Annotated in this window: 17 protein-coding genes; 16 read left to right on the plus strand and 1 reads right to left on the minus strand. The window is 61.8% G+C overall.

The features are described from left to right. Positions 1 to 114: 114 nt before the first annotated feature. On the plus strand, positions 115 to 930 hold the full coding sequence (locus VQ071_RS15870) for a class I SAM-dependent methyltransferase (RefSeq protein ID WP_340515064.1): 816 nt from the start codon (positions 115 to 117) through the stop codon (positions 928 to 930). Positions 931 to 937: 7 nt separating this feature from the next. On the opposite strand, the gene VQ071_RS15875 is transcribed toward VQ071_RS15870, so the two are convergent. Continuing rightward, positions 938 to 2,878 (minus strand): ABC-F family ATP-binding cassette domain-containing protein, encoded by a 1,941-nt coding sequence (locus VQ071_RS15875; protein ID WP_340515065.1) that lies wholly within the window; start codon positions 2,876 to 2,878, stop codon positions 938 to 940. A 228-nt stretch (positions 2,879 to 3,106) separates the two neighbouring features. Here VQ071_RS15875 and VQ071_RS15880 point away from each other — a divergent pair, with 228 nt between their 5' ends. From VQ071_RS15880 to VQ071_RS15950, 15 genes are all read left to right on the plus strand, one after another. Further along, positions 3,107 to 3,757 carry a 5-formyltetrahydrofolate cyclo-ligase gene (locus VQ071_RS15880; protein ID WP_340515066.1) on the plus strand — a complete coding sequence of 217 codons (651 nt, stop codon included), beginning with the start codon at positions 3,107 to 3,109 and terminating at the stop codon, positions 3,755 to 3,757. A 29-nt stretch (positions 3,758 to 3,786) separates the two neighbouring features. After that, complete coding sequence (gene moaC / locus VQ071_RS15885) at positions 3,787 to 4,230, plus strand: cyclic pyranopterin monophosphate synthase MoaC (RefSeq protein WP_340515150.1); 444 nt, start codon at positions 3,787 to 3,789, stop codon at positions 4,228 to 4,230. A gap of 51 nt (positions 4,231 to 4,281) precedes the next feature. Further along, entirely contained in the window at positions 4,282 to 4,776 is a 495-nt protein-coding gene (locus VQ071_RS15890; protein WP_090111088.1) for a MogA/MoaB family molybdenum cofactor biosynthesis protein, read from the plus strand. Continuing rightward, positions 4,776 to 5,804, plus strand: a complete 1,029-nt coding sequence (locus VQ071_RS15895) for a molybdopterin-binding protein (protein ID WP_340515069.1) — start codon at positions 4,776 to 4,778, stop codon at positions 5,802 to 5,804. The genes VQ071_RS15890 and VQ071_RS15895 overlap by 1 nt, the downstream gene beginning before the upstream one ends. A gap of 117 nt (positions 5,805 to 5,921) precedes the next feature. Beyond that, complete coding sequence (gene tatA / locus VQ071_RS15900) at positions 5,922 to 6,149, plus strand: twin-arginine translocase TatA/TatE family subunit (RefSeq protein ID WP_340515070.1); 228 nt, start codon at positions 5,922 to 5,924, stop codon at positions 6,147 to 6,149. Positions 6,150 to 6,318: 169 nt separating this feature from the next. Beyond that, positions 6,319 to 7,113, plus strand: a complete 795-nt coding sequence (tatC, locus tag VQ071_RS15905) for a twin-arginine translocase subunit TatC (protein WP_340515071.1) — start codon at positions 6,319 to 6,321, stop codon at positions 7,111 to 7,113. Between the two features lie 715 nt (positions 7,114 to 7,828). Further along, complete coding sequence (locus VQ071_RS15910; protein ID WP_340515072.1) at positions 7,829 to 9,106, plus strand: methyl-accepting chemotaxis protein; 1,278 nt, start codon at positions 7,829 to 7,831, stop codon at positions 9,104 to 9,106. A gap of 244 nt (positions 9,107 to 9,350) precedes the next feature. After that, on the plus strand, positions 9,351 to 9,635 hold the full coding sequence (gene groES, locus VQ071_RS15915; protein WP_340515074.1) for a co-chaperone GroES: 285 nt from the start codon (positions 9,351 to 9,353) through the stop codon (positions 9,633 to 9,635). Positions 9,636 to 9,729: 94 nt separating this feature from the next. Beyond that, positions 9,730 to 11,364: a chaperonin GroEL gene (groL, locus tag VQ071_RS15920; RefSeq protein WP_340515075.1), complete on the plus strand. Its 1,635-nt coding sequence runs from the start codon at positions 9,730 to 9,732 to the stop codon at positions 11,362 to 11,364. 186 nt (positions 11,365 to 11,550) lie between these two features. Continuing rightward, entirely contained in the window at positions 11,551 to 12,225 is a 675-nt protein-coding gene (locus tag VQ071_RS15925) for an MgtC/SapB family protein (protein WP_340515077.1), read from the plus strand. 141 nt (positions 12,226 to 12,366) lie between these two features. After that, complete coding sequence (locus tag VQ071_RS15930) at positions 12,367 to 13,326, plus strand: alpha/beta fold hydrolase (RefSeq protein WP_340515078.1); 960 nt, start codon at positions 12,367 to 12,369, stop codon at positions 13,324 to 13,326. 91 nt (positions 13,327 to 13,417) lie between these two features. Beyond that, entirely contained in the window at positions 13,418 to 14,629 is a 1,212-nt protein-coding gene (locus tag VQ071_RS15935) for an MFS transporter (RefSeq protein ID WP_340515079.1), read from the plus strand. Next, on the plus strand, positions 14,626 to 15,552 hold the full coding sequence (locus VQ071_RS15940) for an AEC family transporter (protein WP_340515080.1): 927 nt from the start codon (positions 14,626 to 14,628) through the stop codon (positions 15,550 to 15,552). The genes VQ071_RS15935 and VQ071_RS15940 overlap by 4 nt, the downstream gene beginning before the upstream one ends. Positions 15,553 to 15,678: 126 nt before the next feature. After that, the gene (locus VQ071_RS15945; protein WP_340515081.1) at positions 15,679 to 16,506 is read left to right on the plus strand and encodes a hypothetical protein; all 828 of its coding nucleotides are present in this window, start codon (positions 15,679 to 15,681) and stop codon (positions 16,504 to 16,506) included. A 190-nt stretch (positions 16,507 to 16,696) separates the two neighbouring features. Continuing rightward, a complete protein-coding gene (locus VQ071_RS15950) occupies positions 16,697 to 17,227 on the plus strand; it encodes a YceI family protein (RefSeq protein ID WP_340515082.1) in 531 nt (176 codons plus the stop codon). The last annotated feature ends 58 nt before the right edge of the window (positions 17,228 to 17,285 follow it).

Consider the following 17,285-nt stretch of genomic DNA (forward strand, 5'->3'; position numbering starts at 1 on the left):
GCGCTGCGCGGCCTTTATTTTGGATCATGGTCTGCAAAGTCCGAACCTCCGGTTGCGAACAGCCTGTGGGTAATGCTGTGCATAACAATTTTTTTTGAGAAAGGAGCGTTAGCGTTGAACGATGTTTTGAAGTATTACGACCAATTCGACGAGTGGGGCAGGCTGGACCGGGAGCCGATCGAATTTTTGCTGAACCTGCATGTGATTCGCAGTCATCTGCCTGCGCAAGGGCGTATTCTGGACAACGGCGCAGGACCGGGGAAGTACGCCATGGCGCTTGCGCAGGCCGGCTATCGGATGACGCTGACGGATCTGTCGCCCAGACTGGTGGCGGAGGCGCGAGCCAGAATCGCCGTCAGCGAATGGGGCGACCGGTTCGAGGGGTGTCATATCGCCGATGCGCAGGATTTGGGCCTGTTCGAGGACGGGACGTTCGATGCGGCGCTTATGATGGGGCCGCTGTATCATCTCGGGGAGGAGTCGCAGCGGGAAAAAGCCGCCCGGGAGCTTCGTCGGGTGACCAAGCCGGGCGGCATTGTATTCGTGGCTTTTATGTCCAGGGAAAAGCAGGCGGCGACGTATTTGCTCGAGCCCGCGAGCTGGCCGCCTTGCGACACGTATGCGGGCATTCGGGAATTTATGGATACTGGCGTTTTCAACCATCGGGACGAAGGCAGGTTTACGGGAGCTTACGCCTTTCCGCTCGCGGAGATCGTACCTTTCATGGAAAGGCAAGGCTTCGAGACGATCAAGCTCGTCGCCTCCGAGAGCGTCGGCGGGATGACGCCCGACAAGCTGGCGGCTTGGCGATCCCGAGGCGAGGCGGAGTTCGGTCGGATCGTCCGGCTACTCGCGGAGCTGGCCGAAAGTCCCTATGTGCTCGGCGGTTCTCCGCATTTGCTGTATGTCGGCCAAGTGCCCGCGCGCTGACGAACCGCTATTCCATGAGCGCTTCCCAGACGGCGAAGGTATCCTCCAGCTCCTTCTGCTTGCCTTCGAGCTTCGCCTGAACTTCGCGCAGCCGGACGAAGTCGGTGCATACTTCCGGTAGCGCCATCTCTTCCTCCAGCGCGGCGACCTCCTCCTCCAGACGCGAGATGTCCGCTTCGGCCTGTTCGCGCTTGCGCTGCTTGGCGCGTTCCTCGCGTTTGGCCTGTTTATCGGCCTCGTAGTCGGTGAGGGGCGCCTGAGCGGCCTGATTCGCACTTCCGGACCCGGCCGAACCGCCCGCGCTTGCTGCGGCAGCTGCAGCCCATTCCTCCAATTCGCGCTTTTTCGCGACCATTTCGTCATAATTTCCCAGGAAATGCGCCGCCCCTTCAGGCCCGAGCTCCACGACGCGGTCTGCGAGCCGGTTCAGGAAGTAGCGGTCGTGCGAGACGAACAGCAGTGTGCCGTCATACTCCTCGAGCGCCCCTTCGAGCACCTCGCGGCTCCACAGATCCAGATGGTTCGTCGGCTCGTCGAGCACGAGTACGTTGGCTTTCATCAGCATGAGCTTGGACAGCGCGACGCGCGCCTTCTCGCCGCCGCTGAGGGAGCCGACGGTCTTGCGCACGTCCTCGCCGCTGAACAGGAAGTTGCCCAGCACGGTGCGGATCTCGGCCTCCGGCAGCGTCGGATAGCGGCTCCAGACTTCCTCCAGCACGGTGTTGGCCGGATTCAGCCCACGCTGCTCCTGATCGTAGTAGCCGAGCTGTACGCCCGTGCCCCAGCGGATCGTGCCTGCCGTCAGCGGGAGCTGCCCGACGAGCGCGCGCAGCAGCGTCGTCTTGCCGACGCCGTTGGGGCCGAGCAGCGCGATTCGCTCGCCCCGCTTCACTTCGAAGCCGACGTGGCGGAAGAGCGGACTCACGTCTTCCTTCGGCGCGGCGGCAGCATCGTATACCTGCAGCACGTCCTTGCCCGTGCGCCGCTCGGCCGTGAAGGAGAAGCTCGCCTGCCGCAGCGTGCCCGGCCGCTCCAGCCGCTCGATGCGCTCCAGCGCGTTGCGCCTGCTCTGCGCGCGGCGGGTCGTCGTGGCGCGGACGATGTTTTTCTGAATAAACTCCTCCATCCGCTGAATATCCTTGCGCTGCTGTTCGTACAGCTTGACCTTCTGGGCGAAGACGGCCGCCTTGAGCTCCATGAATCGCGTGTAGTTGCCGGTGTAGCGCGTCGCCGCATGACGTTCGATCTCTACAATAGAAGAGACGGTAGCGTCGAGGAAATAACGGTCGTGCGACACGATGACCATCGCGCCCGAATACGTGCGCAGATACTGCTCGAGCCAGGTGAGCGTATCGATATCGAGGTGGTTCGTCGGCTCGTCGAGCAGCAGCAGCTCGGGCTGTACGACCAGCAGTCTGGCCAGCGCGAGCCGGGTCCGCTGACCGCCGCTCAGCGACGCGACGACCGTCTCCTGCGGAAATTCGCCGAAGCCCATGCCGTGCAGCACGCTGCGGATGCGGTTGTTCATCTCGAAGCCGCCGGCCTCGCGGAAGCGGTCGTTCGCCTCGGCGTATTGGATGAGCAGCGCCTCGTACCGCCCTGCGTCCGCTTGCTCCGCCGGATCGGAGATGCGGATCTCCAGACGGTTCAGCGCGCGCTCCTGCTCGAGCAGCGGGCCGAATGCGGCGTCCATCACTTCCTTGATGGACAGCTGCGGAGCGAGCCCGCTGTTCTGCGCCAGATAGCCGATGCGCAGCTCCCGCGGCTTGGAGACCGAGCCTTGATCGGAGGAGAGCTCTCCTGCCAGAATACGCAGGAACGTCGATTTGCCTGCGCCGTTGACGCCGACGAGGCCGATGCGGTCGCGCTCTCCGATTTGCAGGGATACGCCTTCTAATATAGGGGTGACGCCATAGTGTTTGACGATGCCGGATGCTTGTAGCAGCAAGAGGATTCCCTCCGAATAAATTCATATAGTCGCTGTCGCGCCGAACTGCGCCGTCGTATGTGATCTGGCGCCATTCCTCAAGTTTATCGCAAATCCGGATTTCCGTCCAAAATGCGGGCTTGGCAGCGTGCCGGGGCGCTCGGATTTTCGGCGAAAAGGATTTTGGCGAACCGCATGGAAAAGTGATACACTGTTGCTATCTATGAATTCATAATCGCGAGGTACAGCATGGGCGCTATGGAATCCGTGAAGGCCGAGCTGCGCAAGACGATGGCTGCGCGGCGCGACGCGCTCCCGCCGGAGGAACGTGCGGACCGCTCGGCCAGGCTATGCGGCGCCGTCATCCGCGAGGCGCTTGAGCCGCTCGGCATGCGGCTGGGCCGATCTCTGACGATCGCCGTCTACGGCGCCTTCCGCTCCGAGGCCGATCCGGCAGCCGTGCTCGCTTGGTGCGCGTCAGAGGGACATCGGACGATCGCCCCGCGCATTCGCGCGGACGGAGGCGGCATGGAGCTGCGGATCGTCGCTTCGCAGGCGGATTGGCAGACCGGTCGATACGGCGTACCCGCCCCCGATCCGCTGCGCACGGCGCCGCTGCCGCCGGACGAGCGGCCGGATGTCGTGCTGGTGCCGGGCATGGCGTTCGACCGGCGCGGCGGCCGGATCGGCTACGGCGGCGGTTATTACGATCGCCTCGCGGAGGCGATCGGGCCGGGCGATCTGCCGCTCTGGATCGGCTTCGCTTACGAGCTTCAGATTGCGCGGCAGGCTTTGCCCGCGGAGCCGCACGACCTGGCGCTTCACGGCTTGGCGACAGAGAACGGCTTGATTTGGTTTGCGAAAGGGGGAGCTCTCGGGTGGACGGCGGGGAACGATTGACGCATTTTAACGAACAAGGCCGTGCCGTCATGGTAGACGTATCGGACAAGGCGTCGACGGCGCGGACAGCCGTGGCGGTGAGCAGGATCGTGATGGCGCCTTCGACACTGTCCCGGGTGCTGGACCGGACCGTCGCCAAGGGCGATGTGCTGGCCGTCGCGCAGGTCGCGGCCGTACAAGCGGCGAAGCGGACGTCCGATTGGATCCCGATGTGCCATCCGCTGCCCCTGACGGGCGTGAACGTGCGGTTTGGCACGGAGGGCGACGATACGCTGACGATCGAGGCCGAGGTCAAGACGACGGGCAAGACGGGCGTCGAGATGGAGGCGCTGACCGCCGTCTCGGCTGCCGCGCTGACGATATACGACATGTGCAAGGCGCTGCAGAAGGACATGGTGATCGGGCCGACGCTGCTGCGGAGCAAGACCGGCGGCAAGAGCGGGGACTACCGCGCGGACGGCGCGCTCGGCTGATACAGGCCGCGCGGCGAACAATTGAGGGGACGGGAATCGGGGGGGATCGTTATGATATGGAAAGTAGCGCTGCTGACAGCCAGCGACAAAGGCTCCCGGGGCGAGCGCGAGGATACGAGCGCGCAGGTTATCCGGGAGCTGGTCGAGGAGGAGCTGGGCGGGGAGATCGTCGACTATCGCGTCGTGCCTGACGAACAGGACGAGCTGCGGGCCGCGTTGATCGAGATGTGCGACTACTTTCAGGCCGACCTGGTGCTGACGACCGGCGGGACGAGCCTCGGTCTGCGCGACGTGACGCCCGAGGCGACGCTGATGGTGTCCGAGCGCACGGTGCCGGGCATGACCGAGGCGATGCGGGCGGCCGTCATGCAGCGGAGCAGGCATTATATGCTCTATCGCGGCGTCATCGCCATCCGCGGACGCTCGCTCATCGTCAATCTGCCCGGCGACCCGAAGGGCGTCAACGATATGCTGATGGCGATCATGGATCAGCTGCCGGACGCGCTGCTGCTCGTCTCCGGCATCGGGAAGGACAGGGATTACTGATGGGCGATTCGGGGATTGTCCGGGAGACCGTGCTGCGCGAAGTCAAGGTGGAGGAAGCGATCGGGCTCGCGCTCGCGCATGATCTGACGCAGATCGTGCCGGGGGCGTTCAAGGGCAGGCTGTTCCGCAAGGGGCACCGCGTCACGGCGGACGATATCCCGAGGCTGAAGGATATCGGCAAGGAGCATCTGTACGTGATCGAGCTCGCGGAGGGCGATCTTCACGAAGACGACGCAGCGCTTCGACTGGCGGCTGCGCTCGGCGGAGAGCGCGTCGTCTATGGCGAGCCGCACGAGGGCAAGGTCACGCTCAAGGCGGGAGAGGACGGGCTGGCCGTCATCGCGCGCGAGGTCGTGGACGCGATCAACGCGCTGGGCGAGATCGCGCTCGCCACGATCGTCGGCGGGCGCTTCGTGCGGGCCGGCGAGCCGCTCGCGGCGTCCAGGGCGATCCCGCTTGTCGTGCCGGAGGCGAAGATCGCGGCGGCCGAAGACATCGTCGCGCGATACCGCGCGGCGCACGGCGGAGCGTCCGCCGTCGCCGTCAAGCCGCTGCGCCGGATGCGCGCGGGGCTGCTGTCGACGGGCACCGAGGTGTTCACGGGGCGCATCGCCGACAAGTTCGGCCCCGCCGTCAAGGCGAAGCTGGCGCAGTACGGCTCCGAGCTGGCCGAGCAGCGGTTCTCGCCGGACGATCGACATACAATTGTCAACCATCTGCACTACTTCCTCGAACGCGGTTATGATATGATACTTGTATCCGGCGGCATGTCCGTCGACCCGGACGACAGGACGCCTGGCGCGATCGCCGATGCCGGCGCCGACATCGTGAGCTACGGCACGCCGATGCTGCCTGGCTCGATGCTGCTCTTCGGATATTTGGAGGGCATACCGATCTTCGGCTTGCCCGGGTGCGTCATGCATGATCCTTATACGTCGTTCGACGTGCTTCTGCCCCGTGTGCTGGCGGGCGAGGCGATTACCCGGCAGGAGATCGCGGCCATGGGGTACGGCGGTCTACATCGCTGATTGCCCATCTGAATGCGCTCTCTCATCGGACGATTGTCATTTAGGATGACAGTCGGCCGCTTTCTACTTGATTGGCTTTGCAGATTTTGAGGACATTGAGACGGGGAGGGATACACCATGGGAGGCATTGGCGCATCAGGCTTGATCCTGCTGATTCTAATCGCCCTGCTGCTGTTCGGTCCGAACAAGCTGCCCGAGCTGGGCAGAGCTTTTGGCCGCACGCTGCGCGAATTCAAAAAAGGCGCGAACGATCTGATGGACGACAGCGAGCGTCCGGCGCGGAGCGAAGTCGCGGCGGCTCCGGAGGCGGAGCCGGCGAAGGCCGAACGTCGTCTGCCGGAATAATCCGGCGCAAGCGGCCGGGCTTCTGCGGCATGATCGGCCGCGGGCCCGGGAGACAGCTCTTCCGCAGAGCGCGGACGAATCCGATGCGGTCAGGTTGACGAATACGGAGGGCGGCTTGATTTAACCGAGCCGTCCTAATTTTTTGTGCCCGGTAGGGCGGAGGTCGCTTATGGCGGAGCGCTCGAGCGCCAAGGCCGGCATCCGGGAGCGGGATTGGATGCCGCTCATGGAGCATATCGGCGAGTTGCGCAAAAGAGTCATTTACATCATTATCGTGCTTGTCCTCGCGCTGGTCGGGGGCTTGTTCGGCGCGGAGCCCCTGTTCGACTATCTGGTCGATGCGGCCCCGTCGGGCGAGGTCGATCTCAGCGCTTTCTCGCCATGGGACGCGATCAGCCTGTATATGAAGTTCGCCTTCATCATATCGTTCGTCGTCGTGATTCCGTTTACGCTGTACCAGCTATGGGCCTTCGTCCGGCCGGCGCTGGGGGCCAAGGAAGCGCGCGCGACGCTGCGTTACGTGCCTGGCGCGCTGTTCATGTTCCTCGCGGGATTGGCATTCGCGTACTATGTAATCTTCCCGATGGCCTACTCGTTTACCGAGCGCGTGACCGAGAATCTCGGTCTGAAGCAGGTGTACGGGGCCAATCAATACTTCAGCTTCCTGTTCAACATACTGGTGCCCATGTCGCTGCTGTTCGAGCTGCCGATCGTCATTTTGTTTCTGACCCGGATCGGCATCCTGAGTCCGAACCTGCTGCGCAAGGTGCGCAAGCTTGCTTGGTTCATCATGGCCGTCGTAGGCGTCGTCGTGACGCCGCCCGACGTCATCTCGGACCTGCTCGTCGCCGTGCCGCTCATCCTGCTGTACGAGATTAGCGTGCTGCTGTCGGCGCGCGCCTACCGCAAGCGCGTCCTGCGCGCCGCCGAACGCGAGGCGGCGCTGGACGACGAAGACGATTGACCAGTCGGCTGGGCCATACGCCTGCCGCAGTACGTCATGCCTGCTGATGCCGGCATGACATGCCGCGGCAGGCGTATTTGCTGCGCCATCGTCTTATTCGCCTGCCAACCAGCCCCGCGTGCCGAATAAGAATGTGCCATCGTCTTATTTGCCCGCCAACCAGCCCCGCGCGCCGAATAAGAATGCGCCATCGTCTTATTTGCCCGCCAACCAGCCCCGCGTGCCGAATAAGAATGTGCCATCGTCTTATTCGCCCGCCGACCAGCTCCGCCCGCCAACCAGCCCCGCGCGCCGAATAAGAATGTGCCATCGTCTTATCCGCCCGCCAACCGGCCCCGTGCACCGAATAAGAATGTGCCATCGTCTTATTCGCCCGCCAACCGGCCCCGCGCACCGAATAAGAATGTGCCATCGTCTTATTTGCCCGCCAACCGGCCCCGCGTGCAGAATAAGAATGTGCCATCGTCTTATTCGCCCGCCAACCCGGCCTCGCCTTCGCCGCAGCGGCGAATTTGTTTTTACGCATTGCGCCTGCGGACATAAGACTTTTTGCCTTCCAACCAGCCTCGGCGACAAAAAATTAAAATCCCGTCATTAATTCGACATATTCCGATATTATCCATAGTCATCTTGTGCTAGAATGTGACTGTACGACATGATGGAAGGGCTTACATACGGCTTTGCGGCAAGCGATTTTAATTCGGAGGGGTTAAGCATGCGCAATTCGGGTTTCAGCTTGCAAACGAAGTTTTTGATCGGTTATATCGCCATGGTTGTGTTGCTGGTATTGTCGTTTATTTTGCTGGCTGCCGCTTCGGTTTTTAAAGGCCACGCGGGATTGCTGATTGAAGTAATCATTATTTATGCCGTCCTGCTGATCGGCGGCGGCTCGGCTCTGCTGACGGTCTCGCGCAAGCTGCTTCACTCGATCGGAGGCGTCACGGGCACGCTCAAGAACATCGCCGGGTCCGGAGGAGATCTGACGCAGCGGATTCCCGTGTACACGAAGGACGAGGTCGGCGATCTGGCGAACGCCGCGAACGCAATGCTCGACGGACTGCAGAAGATGATGAAGGAGCTGCGCGACAATACGGCGGAGCTCGCGGCTTCGGCTATTCACCTGAAGACGGGTGCGGACGAGAACGCGAGAGTCAGCAGCGAGGTGTCCAGAGCGGTCGAGCGCGTAGCCGCAGGCTCCGAGACCCAGGTTGCGCAGTCGCAGCAGATCTCGGCAGTCATGACCGAGACGATCAGCGGCCTGACCCAGGTCGCTTCGACGACGACCGGCGTATCGGACGCCGCTCAGCTCACGCGAGATCGCGCCGAGGGCGGCTCCACGCTGCTTCAGACGACGGCGAGCGATATCGTCCAGGTCGAAGCGGCATTCCGTTCGCTGCAGGGCACGGTGCGAGGGCTTAACCAGAAGTCGGAAAAGGTGATCGAGGTCATCGGCTATATCTCCGAGATCTCCAGTCAGACGAATCTGCTCGCGCTGAACGCGGCGATCGAGGCTGCGCGCGCGGGAGAGCACGGACGCGGCTTCGCCGTCGTCGCCGGCGAGATCCGCAAGCTGGCCGATCAGACGCAGCAGTCCGCCGTGCAGATCGCGACGACGCTCGAGGCGATGTCCGGCGACATCACGAAGGTGGCGGTGATGTTCGAGCAGAGCGCGGAGCAAGTGTTCGGCGCGGTATCGGGCATGCAGAACGCGGAGTCCGCGTTCCGCGAGATTGTCGGCGAGGTCGGCAAGCTCAGCGGCAATATCGTGGATGTGGCGGCGGCCGTCGAGCAGATGTCGGCCGGCAGCCAATCGGTGCAGCAGTCGATCTCCGACATCACGCGGATTACGGAGGAGAATGCGTCCTTCACCGAGCAGGTCACGGCGATGAGCCAGCAGCAGCTGTCCTCTACCGAGGAGATGGCCCGCACGGCGGACAAGCTGAGCACGATGGCGGCTCGCCTCAAGACGCTGGTCGGCAACTTCAGAACGTAATACGCAGCCGATGCCGGCCGCAGCGCTATGCGGCCGGCGGCTATGCTCCAGAAAAAGATAGAACGGTGTCGAACTGGCGCGGAACCGCACTTCATGCGGTTCCGCGTTATTTTTTTAGAACAAAGGGACTTGAAATGGTTATCCAAAATCAGTATTATAGGAATTGGTTATTAGCACTTAACTCTAATGAGTGCTAAACTTCGCATACTTCTCCCGAGCGGGAGCAAAAAAGGAGGCTATTTTCATGATCAAACCTTTGGGTGATCGCGTGCTTGTCGAAGCAAGCGCCAAGGAAGAAAAGACGCTGAGCGGTATCGTACTGCCGGATACGGCCAAGGAAAAGCCGCAAGAAGGCACTATCATCGCTGTAGGCGCCGGCGCAGTCGGCAAAGACGGCGCGCGCGTCGCGCTGGAAGTCAGCGTGGGCGACCGCGTTCTGTTCTCCAAATATGCGGGAACCGAGATCAAGTACGAGGGCAAAGAGTATTTGATTATGAAAGAAAGCGACATTCACGCGATCGTCGGCTAAGCGCCGGTTTGTCGCTGACATAGGCATTCGCCAGCTGTGCTGGCACGCAAGCCATACCTATTTGGCAACCAATTATGAGGAGGGTTATTGAAGAATGGCTAAAGAAATCAAGTTTAGCGAAGACGCTCGCCGCGCGATGCTGCGCGGTGTGGACACACTGGCCAACGCCGTTAAGGTAACGCTCGGACCGAAGGGCCGCAACGTCGTGCTCGAGAAGAAGTTCGGCTCCCCGCTGATCACGAACGACGGCGTGACGATCGCCAAGGAAATCGAGCTTGAGGATGCGTTCGAGAACGCGGGCGCCCAGCTCGTCAAGGAAGTCGCTACGAAGACGAACGACGTCGCAGGCGACGGCACGACGACTGCTACCGTCCTGGCGCAAGCGATCATCCGCGAAGGCCTGAAGAACGTCACGGCCGGCGCGAACCCGATGGGCGTCCGCAAGGGCATCGACAAGGCTGTCCGCGCGGCAGTCGAGCAACTGAAGGCAATCTCCAAGCAAGTCGAAGGCAGCAACGACATCGCTCAAGTCGCAGCGATCTCTGCGGCTGACGACGAAGTCGGCAAGCTGATCGCCGAAGCGATGGAGAAGGTCGGCAAGGACGGCGTCATCACCGTCGAAGAGTCCAAGGGCTTCTACACCGAGCTGGACGTCGTCGAAGGCATGCAGTTCGACCGCGGCTACGTCTCCCCGTACATGATCACCGACACGGACAAGATGGAAGCCGTGCTGGACAACCCGTATATCCTGATCACGGACAAGAAGATCTCCAACATCCAGGAGATTCTGCCGGTTCTCGAGAAGGTCGTACAATCCGGCAAGCAACTGCTCATCATCGCCGAGGACGTCGAAGGCGAAGCGCAAGCGACGCTGATCGTCAACCGTCTGCGCGGCACGTTCACCTGCGTCGCCGTCAAGGCGCCTGGCTTCGGCGATCGCCGCAAGGCGATGCTGCAGGACATCGCGGCTCTGACCGGCGGTCAAGTGATCACCGAAGAGCTCGGTCTTGAGCTGAAGTCCACGAACGTGAACCAACTGGGCTCCGCCCGCCAGATTCGCGTCAACAAAGAAAACACGATCATCGTCGACGGTGCCGGCGACTCTGCCGACATCAAGGCGCGCGTCAATCAGATTCGTGCTCAGATCGAAGAGACGACCTCCGACTTTGACCGCGAGAAGCTGCAAGAGCGCCTCGCCAAGCTGGCCGGCGGCGTAGCCGTCATCAAGGTCGGCGCGGCTACCGAGACCGAGCTGAAGGAGCGCAAGCTCCGCATCGAGGACGCGCTGAACGCGACTCGCGCAGCCGTCGAAGAAGGCATCGTATCCGGCGGCGGCACGGCGCTGGTTAACGTATACAACGCTGTCGCAGCGGTCGAAGCTGTCGGCGACGAGAAGACGGGCGTCAACATCATCCTGCGCTCGCTCGAAGAGCCGATCCGCACGATCGCAGCCAACGCGGGCCAAGAAGGCTCCGTCATCGTCGAGCGTCTCAAGAAGGAAGAAGTCGGCGTCGGCTACAATGCCGCTACCGGCGAATGGGTCAACATGTTCGAAGCCGGCATCATCGATCCGGTGAAGGTGACCCGCTCCGCGCTGCAGAACGCAGCATCCGTCGCAGGCCTGTTCCTGACGACCGAAGCTGTCGTCACCGACAAGCCTGAGAAGGACAAAGCGCCTGCCGGCATGCCTGGCGGCATGGGCGATATGGGCGGCATGGGCGGATTCTAAGCCATGTCCCCGCATACAAGAAGACCGGACTCCGCTCGGAGTCCGGTCTTTTTGCGCTGTCACCGGACTGTATCGGGCTGTCATTGCGGGCTGAGCATGTCGGCCGGGGGAGGGTAATGGAACGTTTATGAGCCCCTTTTTGAATCCGAAATTTTGAATCCAAGCTAGAAAGAGAGCGTGATCCGGATGTTATGGGGATGGGAATGGGAGTGGCTGTTCCGCATTGCGGCCGCGGGCATTTGCGGGGCGATTATCGGCTACGAACGCAAGAGCAGAATGAAAGAAGCGGGAATCAAAACGCATTTTATCGTCGGAATGGGTGCGGCGCTGATGATGGTGCTGTCCAAATACGGCTTCAGGGACCAGCTGGACTGGGCAAATCTGTCGCTCGATCCGTCCCGGATCGCGGCGCAGGTCGTCAGCGGCGTCGGATTCCTCGGAGCGGGCATGATTATGGTGCAGAAGCAGACGATCAAGGGGCTGACGACGGCTGCCGGCGTATGGTCGACGGCCGGCATGGGCATGGCGATCGGCTCCGGGCTTTATATTGTGGGCATCGGCTCCGTGCTGCTGATCGTCCTCGGTCAGACGCTGCTGCATCGCGGCCTGGGCCGGCCCGGCGGCACCGCCGCCGCCGATCATATCGGCATCCGCCTGGCCGACGAGGAAGGCGCGATTGACGAGCTGCTCGGTCGGCTGAGGGCACTGCAGGTAGCGTTGATCGGCATCGAGACGACGCGGGACGGCAAGGGCGAATTGTCCGTCGAGCTGTCCGTCAAGCTGCCGGCCTCGTGCGGCAAAGAACAGCTGCTGCCGGTGCTCCAGAACCTCGCATGCGTACGCCATATTGAGTGGCAATAAAGCGATAAAAGTGAGCAAAAAACGCAAGAAATGTAAAGGGACATCTTTTCCAGCCTATGGTACAATGAATACGCTTCAATACGGACGGAACCGGGACTTAGTCCATCCCGCACATCATTCGGTTAAAGGGGAAGATTCACTGTGCCGTTGCTTGACATGCCGTTAGAGCAGTTAAAAGAGTACCGGGGACGCAACCCGCGCCCGAGCGACTTCGACGAGTATTGGGAGCGCGCGATCGCCGAGCTGGATGCGACGGATCCGCAGGTCGAACTGGTCCCCAGCCCGTTCCAGACGCCGCAGGCCGAATGCTTCGACCTCTTCTTCACAGGCGTTCGGGGCGCCCGCATCCACGCCAAGTACGTACGTCCCAAAAACGTGCGGGAGCCGCATCCGGCCGTCGTGCAGTTCCACGGCTATTCGGGCAGCGCGGGCGATTGGAACGACAAGCTCGCCTACGCTTCGCTCGGCTACTCCGTGCTGGCGATGGACGTCCGCGGCCAAGGCGGCCAGTCGGAGGACGCGGGCAGCGTGAAGGGCAATACGCTCAACGGGCATATCATCCGGGGGCTAGACGATCACCCCGACAATTTGCTGTTCCGGCATGTCTACCTTGATACCGCCCAGCTGGCGCGCATCGCGCTCGGCCTGCCCGAAGTCGATCCCTCCCGCGTGTATGCGGCCGGCGGATCGCAGGGCGGCGCGCTGACGATTGCGTGCGCGGCGCTTGAGCCCCGCGTCTCCAAGCTTGCACCGGTGTTCCCTTTTCTGTGCGACTACAAGCGGGTCTGGGAGATGGACCTGGCGAAGGATGCCTATCAAGAGCTGCGCGACTACTTCCGCCGCTTCGACCCGACGCACGAGCGGGAGGACGAAGTGTTCACCAAGCTCGGGTACATCGATCTTCAATACCTGGCCGACCGCATTCAAGGCGAGGTGCTCATGTTCGTCGGGCTGATGGACTCAATCTGCCCGCCTTCGACGCAGTTCGCTGCCTACAACAAGATAACGGCTAACAAAAATTTGGTGATCTACCCGGACTTCGGTCACGAAGGCTTGCCCGGCTCGGGCGACAAGACGATGCAGTTCTTTTTGCAGGACTAATCCTGTCGATCGTGGTATACTCATTAGCGTACGGACTCTCCCAGCGCGGGGGGGTCTGCTTTTGTTATTTCACCCGAGGAAGTGAATAGCTTTGAACGTTTCGTGGAAAAGGAATCTGTACGTACTCTGGACCGGTGTGTTTTTTTGCAGCATGGCATACTCGGCCGCCATACCGTTCATCCCTTTGTTCCTGAAAAACGACCTGGGCGTCGAGCATCATGTCAATCAGTGGTCGGGTTTCGCGTTCGGCGTTACCTTTCTCGCGAGCGCGCTCATCGCGCCGTATTGGGGCTCGCTCGCCGACAAGTACGGACGCAAGCCGATGCTCATCCGTTCCGGCTACAGTCTGGCTGCACTTTATCTGGTCACTTATTTTGTGCAGGACCCGTATGTGTTCCTCATCGTGCGTGTATGTCAGGGCCTGCTGGCAGGCTACGTGCCGGCATCGATCGCCCTCGTCGCGACGAACACGCCGGAGGACAAATCGGGCTACGCGCTCGGCATCATGGCGACGGCCGGCGCCAGCGGCGGCATCGTCGGGCCGCTCGTCGGCGGCATTGTCAGCCATCTGACGAGCAACCGGGAGGCTTTTTTATTTTCCGCGGCTGTCGTGCTGATCTCGGCGTTGATCGCCAGCTTCTTCGTCAAGGAAGAGAAGTTCAACCGGTCGGGCAAACGTTCGAACATTCGCGCGGATCTGTCGCAGGCGCTGCACAATCGCGCCTTCATCACGCTGCTGCTGCTGGTCGGGCTGAGCACGTTCTCCGTGATGATTCTGGAGCCGCTGCTGACGATCTATATGACGCAGCTGGGCGGGGAGCGGTCCGACGCCTCCTTGCAGGCGGGCATCGTATTCTCGGCCGTCGGCATTGCGACGCTGATCGCGGCGCCCCAGTGGGGCAAGATCGGGCAGCGGATCGGCTTCGTCAAGGTGCTCGTCATCGGCCTGGCGGGCGGCGGCATCGGCAACCTGCTGCAATACTTCGTCGGGCACTATGCCGAATTCGGGGCGCTCCGCTTCATATACGGCTTGTTCTTCGCGGGCGTCTATCCGGCGCTCAACGCGATGATCGTGCGGGTCACGGCGCCGGAATTCCGCGGGCGGGCGTTCAGCCTCAGCCAGTCGTCCACGCAGCTGGCGACGATGCTCGGCCCCGTGCTGGGCGGATTGCTCTCCGGCTGGATGCCGATTCGCTGGATATTTGTGCTTAACGGCGTCATGCTGCTGTGCTCGTCCGCGCTGCTGTTCCGCCAGCGGCAGCTGGATCGCCCCGGACGCGGAGCGGAGGAGGGCGGCGTATGACGATATTTCTTCATATTCTTGTGAGCAACGTGCTCCCGATCTCGATTCTCATCGCACTGGGCATCGTGCTCGAGCGGAGCTTCAAGCTGGATATCCGCACGCTGTCGAAGCTGAACTTTTATTTATTTTCTCCGGCGATCATGTTCAAGCTGCTGTACAATACGGCCATCTCGCTCTCGCTGTTCGGCAAGGTCATGGCCTTCTTCGCTCTGTTCATGCTGCTCCAGTATGCGCTTGTCGCGGCCGTCGTCCGCCTTCGCGGCTACGGCCCTTCGATGCGCAGCGCGATGCGGTGCAGCGTGCTATTTTACAATAGCGCGAACTACGGCATTCCGCTGAACCAGCTGGCTTTTCACAGCAATCCGTATACGCTGTCCGTCCAGGTGCTGATCATGATGATGCAGTCCCTCATTCCGAATACATACGGCGTCTACAGCGTCAACGCGCACAAGTCGGACTGGGCTCAGATCCGCCGCGTCATTCTCTCGATGCCGGTCATCTACGTGATCCCCGTCGCGCTGCTGATGCGATACTTTGCGGTCCCGCTGCCCGGCTCCGTCGCCACCTCTGTCGATTACTTGTCGAACGCCTTCATCGGCACCGCGCTCATCACGCTCGGCGTCCAGCTCGGAGGCATGACCTGGCGCATCAGCCGCAGCCTGCTGGCGGATATCGGCCTGTCGCTCTCGCTGCGGCTGGCGGCCGGACCGTTGCTCGCGTGGCTCGCCTGCGTCGTCATCGGGGCCGACGGCCTGCTGGCGTCCGCCCTGATCGTCTCGTCCGCTGTGCCGACCTCGCTCAGCAGCGTGCTGCTCGCCGTGGAGTTCGACAACGAGCCCGAATTCGCTTCGCAGACCGTGTTCGCCTCGACGGCGGTCAGCACGGTGACAGTGGCGGCGGTCATCGCCCTGCTCGGCGTCTAGCGGGGGAGGGCTGCCGATCGCGCAGCGGCCTGACCGGGCGCTGCGGGACGGCCTCCTGCGCACAGCAACCTTTCCTGATCTGGAATCGTCTGGATGTCAGAAGGTGCTGGAGACGGAGGAATTCCATTGAGAAAACAAGCGATAGTCGCGGTCCTCTCAGCGCTGCTCCTGCTGCAGGGCTGCGGCGAGCGGACGGCGCAGCCCGTTGCGGAGGGCGGCCATTCACCGCCGCCTTCATCGTCGGCCCCGAATGCGCAGCTGCCCAAGGCATCGGTCGAAGCGGCCGCCACCGATCTGGTCCCGCGCCTTGACGTGACGGTCGGCGGAGAAGTTGTGGTTGCGCAGATGGGCAGCTACTGCTGGCATGACGATGTCAAAGGCAAAGGCGTATGCGCGGATGCGGCCATGCCGCCATCGTTCGAGAACTTGAATGCTGTGCCGCGCTCGCAGGCAGGGGATGAGATCTCGCTGGCCTGGTCGGTTGAGCCGCCGCCGGACGGGATCAATGCGCATGTGTCGTTTCCCGGGCAGGAGCGGCCGGATGAGGCCGTCGAGCTGCGGGACGGAGCCTTCCGGGCGGCTGCAGGCGCGGGAGATCAGCTGTACGTGATCAACGCGGCCTGGCCGCAAGGGGCGGTGCCTTATTATTTCGGACTGCATGTCGAAGGCGACGACGAAGCTGATTCTTTGCGCGAGCTGGCCTGGGAAGCGTTGACCGAGGGCGACAAGCAGTCCGTGGTCGGCGATTGGCGGGAGGCGGAGGTGGAGATGTTCGATACAGCCCATGTGTCCTTGCTGATTGTGCAAGAGAAGTTTCAAGACGATGAATCGCTGAACGGCCGCTCGCTGCAATCGGTGACCTTTCATACCCAAAACGATGCCCTGCTCGGGCCGATTACAGCTGTATTCGATCGCGCCTCCCAAAAATTGATCGGCTGGTTGCCCAGAGAGTAAATCGCATTTTGAATCGTCGTCCGCCAGACGAACAGGCGGGCGGCTCTTTTTTTTCGGTTGCAATCGGCTAAGTGTAATCCTGAAATACACAGTTGACAGCCGCGCGATATTACTCTATATTTAGGATATGTTACTTAACTAAATAAAGCATGTTCCAAAATGTTAGTTAATTATAAGGAGGAAAATTAAAATGGCAAAATCGCAATGGAATATTGACGCATCGCACAGCTCGATCGACTTCTCGATCCGCCATCTGATGATCTCGAAGGTAAAAGGCACGTTCCACACGTTCGAAGCGAACGTCAACGCCGACGCCGACGACCTGACGACGGCCGACATCGAGCTGTCCATCGACCTGGCGAGCATCGACACGCGCAACGCCGACCGCGACGCGCATCTGCGCAACGCCGACTTCTTCGACGTCGAGAAGCACCCGAAGCTGATCTTCAAGGCGACGAATATCGCCAAGACGGGCGACGGCGAATACAAGGTGACCGGCGACGTCACGCTGCACGGCGTCACGAAGCAAGAGACGTTCGAAGTGACCTACGAAGGCGCCTCGAAGGACCCTTGGGGCAACCAGCGCGCAGGCTTCAGCGCGAAGGGCAAGATCAAGCGCAGCGACTTCGGCCTGACGTACAATGCGGCGCTTGAGACAGGCGGCGTCATGCTGGGCGACGATGTCGCGATCTCGCTCGAGCTGGAAGCCGTCAAGGCTTAAGCGTCGACCGACCGAATACGTTGCTTTACCGGAGCGGCAGAGATGAATCTGCCGCTTC

Origin of the sequence: Cohnella sp. 56 (assembly GCF_037963805.1) — a bacterium.
Lineage (GTDB): Bacteria > Bacillota > Bacilli > Paenibacillales > Paenibacillaceae > Cohnella.

Excerpts from the sequence above, each read along its gene's own strand:
- VQ071_RS15880 (WP_340515066.1), top strand. The coding sequence starts at position 3,107 with ATGGGCGCTATGGAATCCGTGAAGGCCGAGCTGCGCAAGACGATGGCT.
- moaC (WP_340515150.1), top strand. The coding sequence starts at position 3,787 with ATGGTAGACGTATCGGACAAGGCGTCGACGGCGCGGACAGCCGTGGCG.
- VQ071_RS15890 (WP_090111088.1), top strand. The coding sequence starts at position 4,282 with ATGATATGGAAAGTAGCGCTGCTGACAGCCAGCGACAAAGGCTCCCGG.
- VQ071_RS15895 (WP_340515069.1), top strand. The coding sequence starts at position 4,776 with ATGGGCGATTCGGGGATTGTCCGGGAGACCGTGCTGCGCGAAGTCAAG.
- tatA (WP_340515070.1), top strand. The coding sequence starts at position 5,922 with ATGGGAGGCATTGGCGCATCAGGCTTGATCCTGCTGATTCTAATCGCC.
- tatC (WP_340515071.1), top strand. The coding sequence starts at position 6,319 with ATGGCGGAGCGCTCGAGCGCCAAGGCCGGCATCCGGGAGCGGGATTGG.
- VQ071_RS15910 (WP_340515072.1), top strand. The coding sequence starts at position 7,829 with ATGCGCAATTCGGGTTTCAGCTTGCAAACGAAGTTTTTGATCGGTTAT.
- groES (WP_340515074.1), top strand. The coding sequence starts at position 9,351 with ATGATCAAACCTTTGGGTGATCGCGTGCTTGTCGAAGCAAGCGCCAAG.
- groL (WP_340515075.1), top strand. The coding sequence starts at position 9,730 with ATGGCTAAAGAAATCAAGTTTAGCGAAGACGCTCGCCGCGCGATGCTG.
- VQ071_RS15925 (WP_340515077.1), top strand. The coding sequence starts at position 11,551 with ATGTTATGGGGATGGGAATGGGAGTGGCTGTTCCGCATTGCGGCCGCG.
- VQ071_RS15940 (WP_340515080.1), top strand. The coding sequence starts at position 14,626 with ATGACGATATTTCTTCATATTCTTGTGAGCAACGTGCTCCCGATCTCG.
- VQ071_RS15950 (WP_340515082.1), top strand. The coding sequence starts at position 16,697 with ATGGCAAAATCGCAATGGAATATTGACGCATCGCACAGCTCGATCGAC.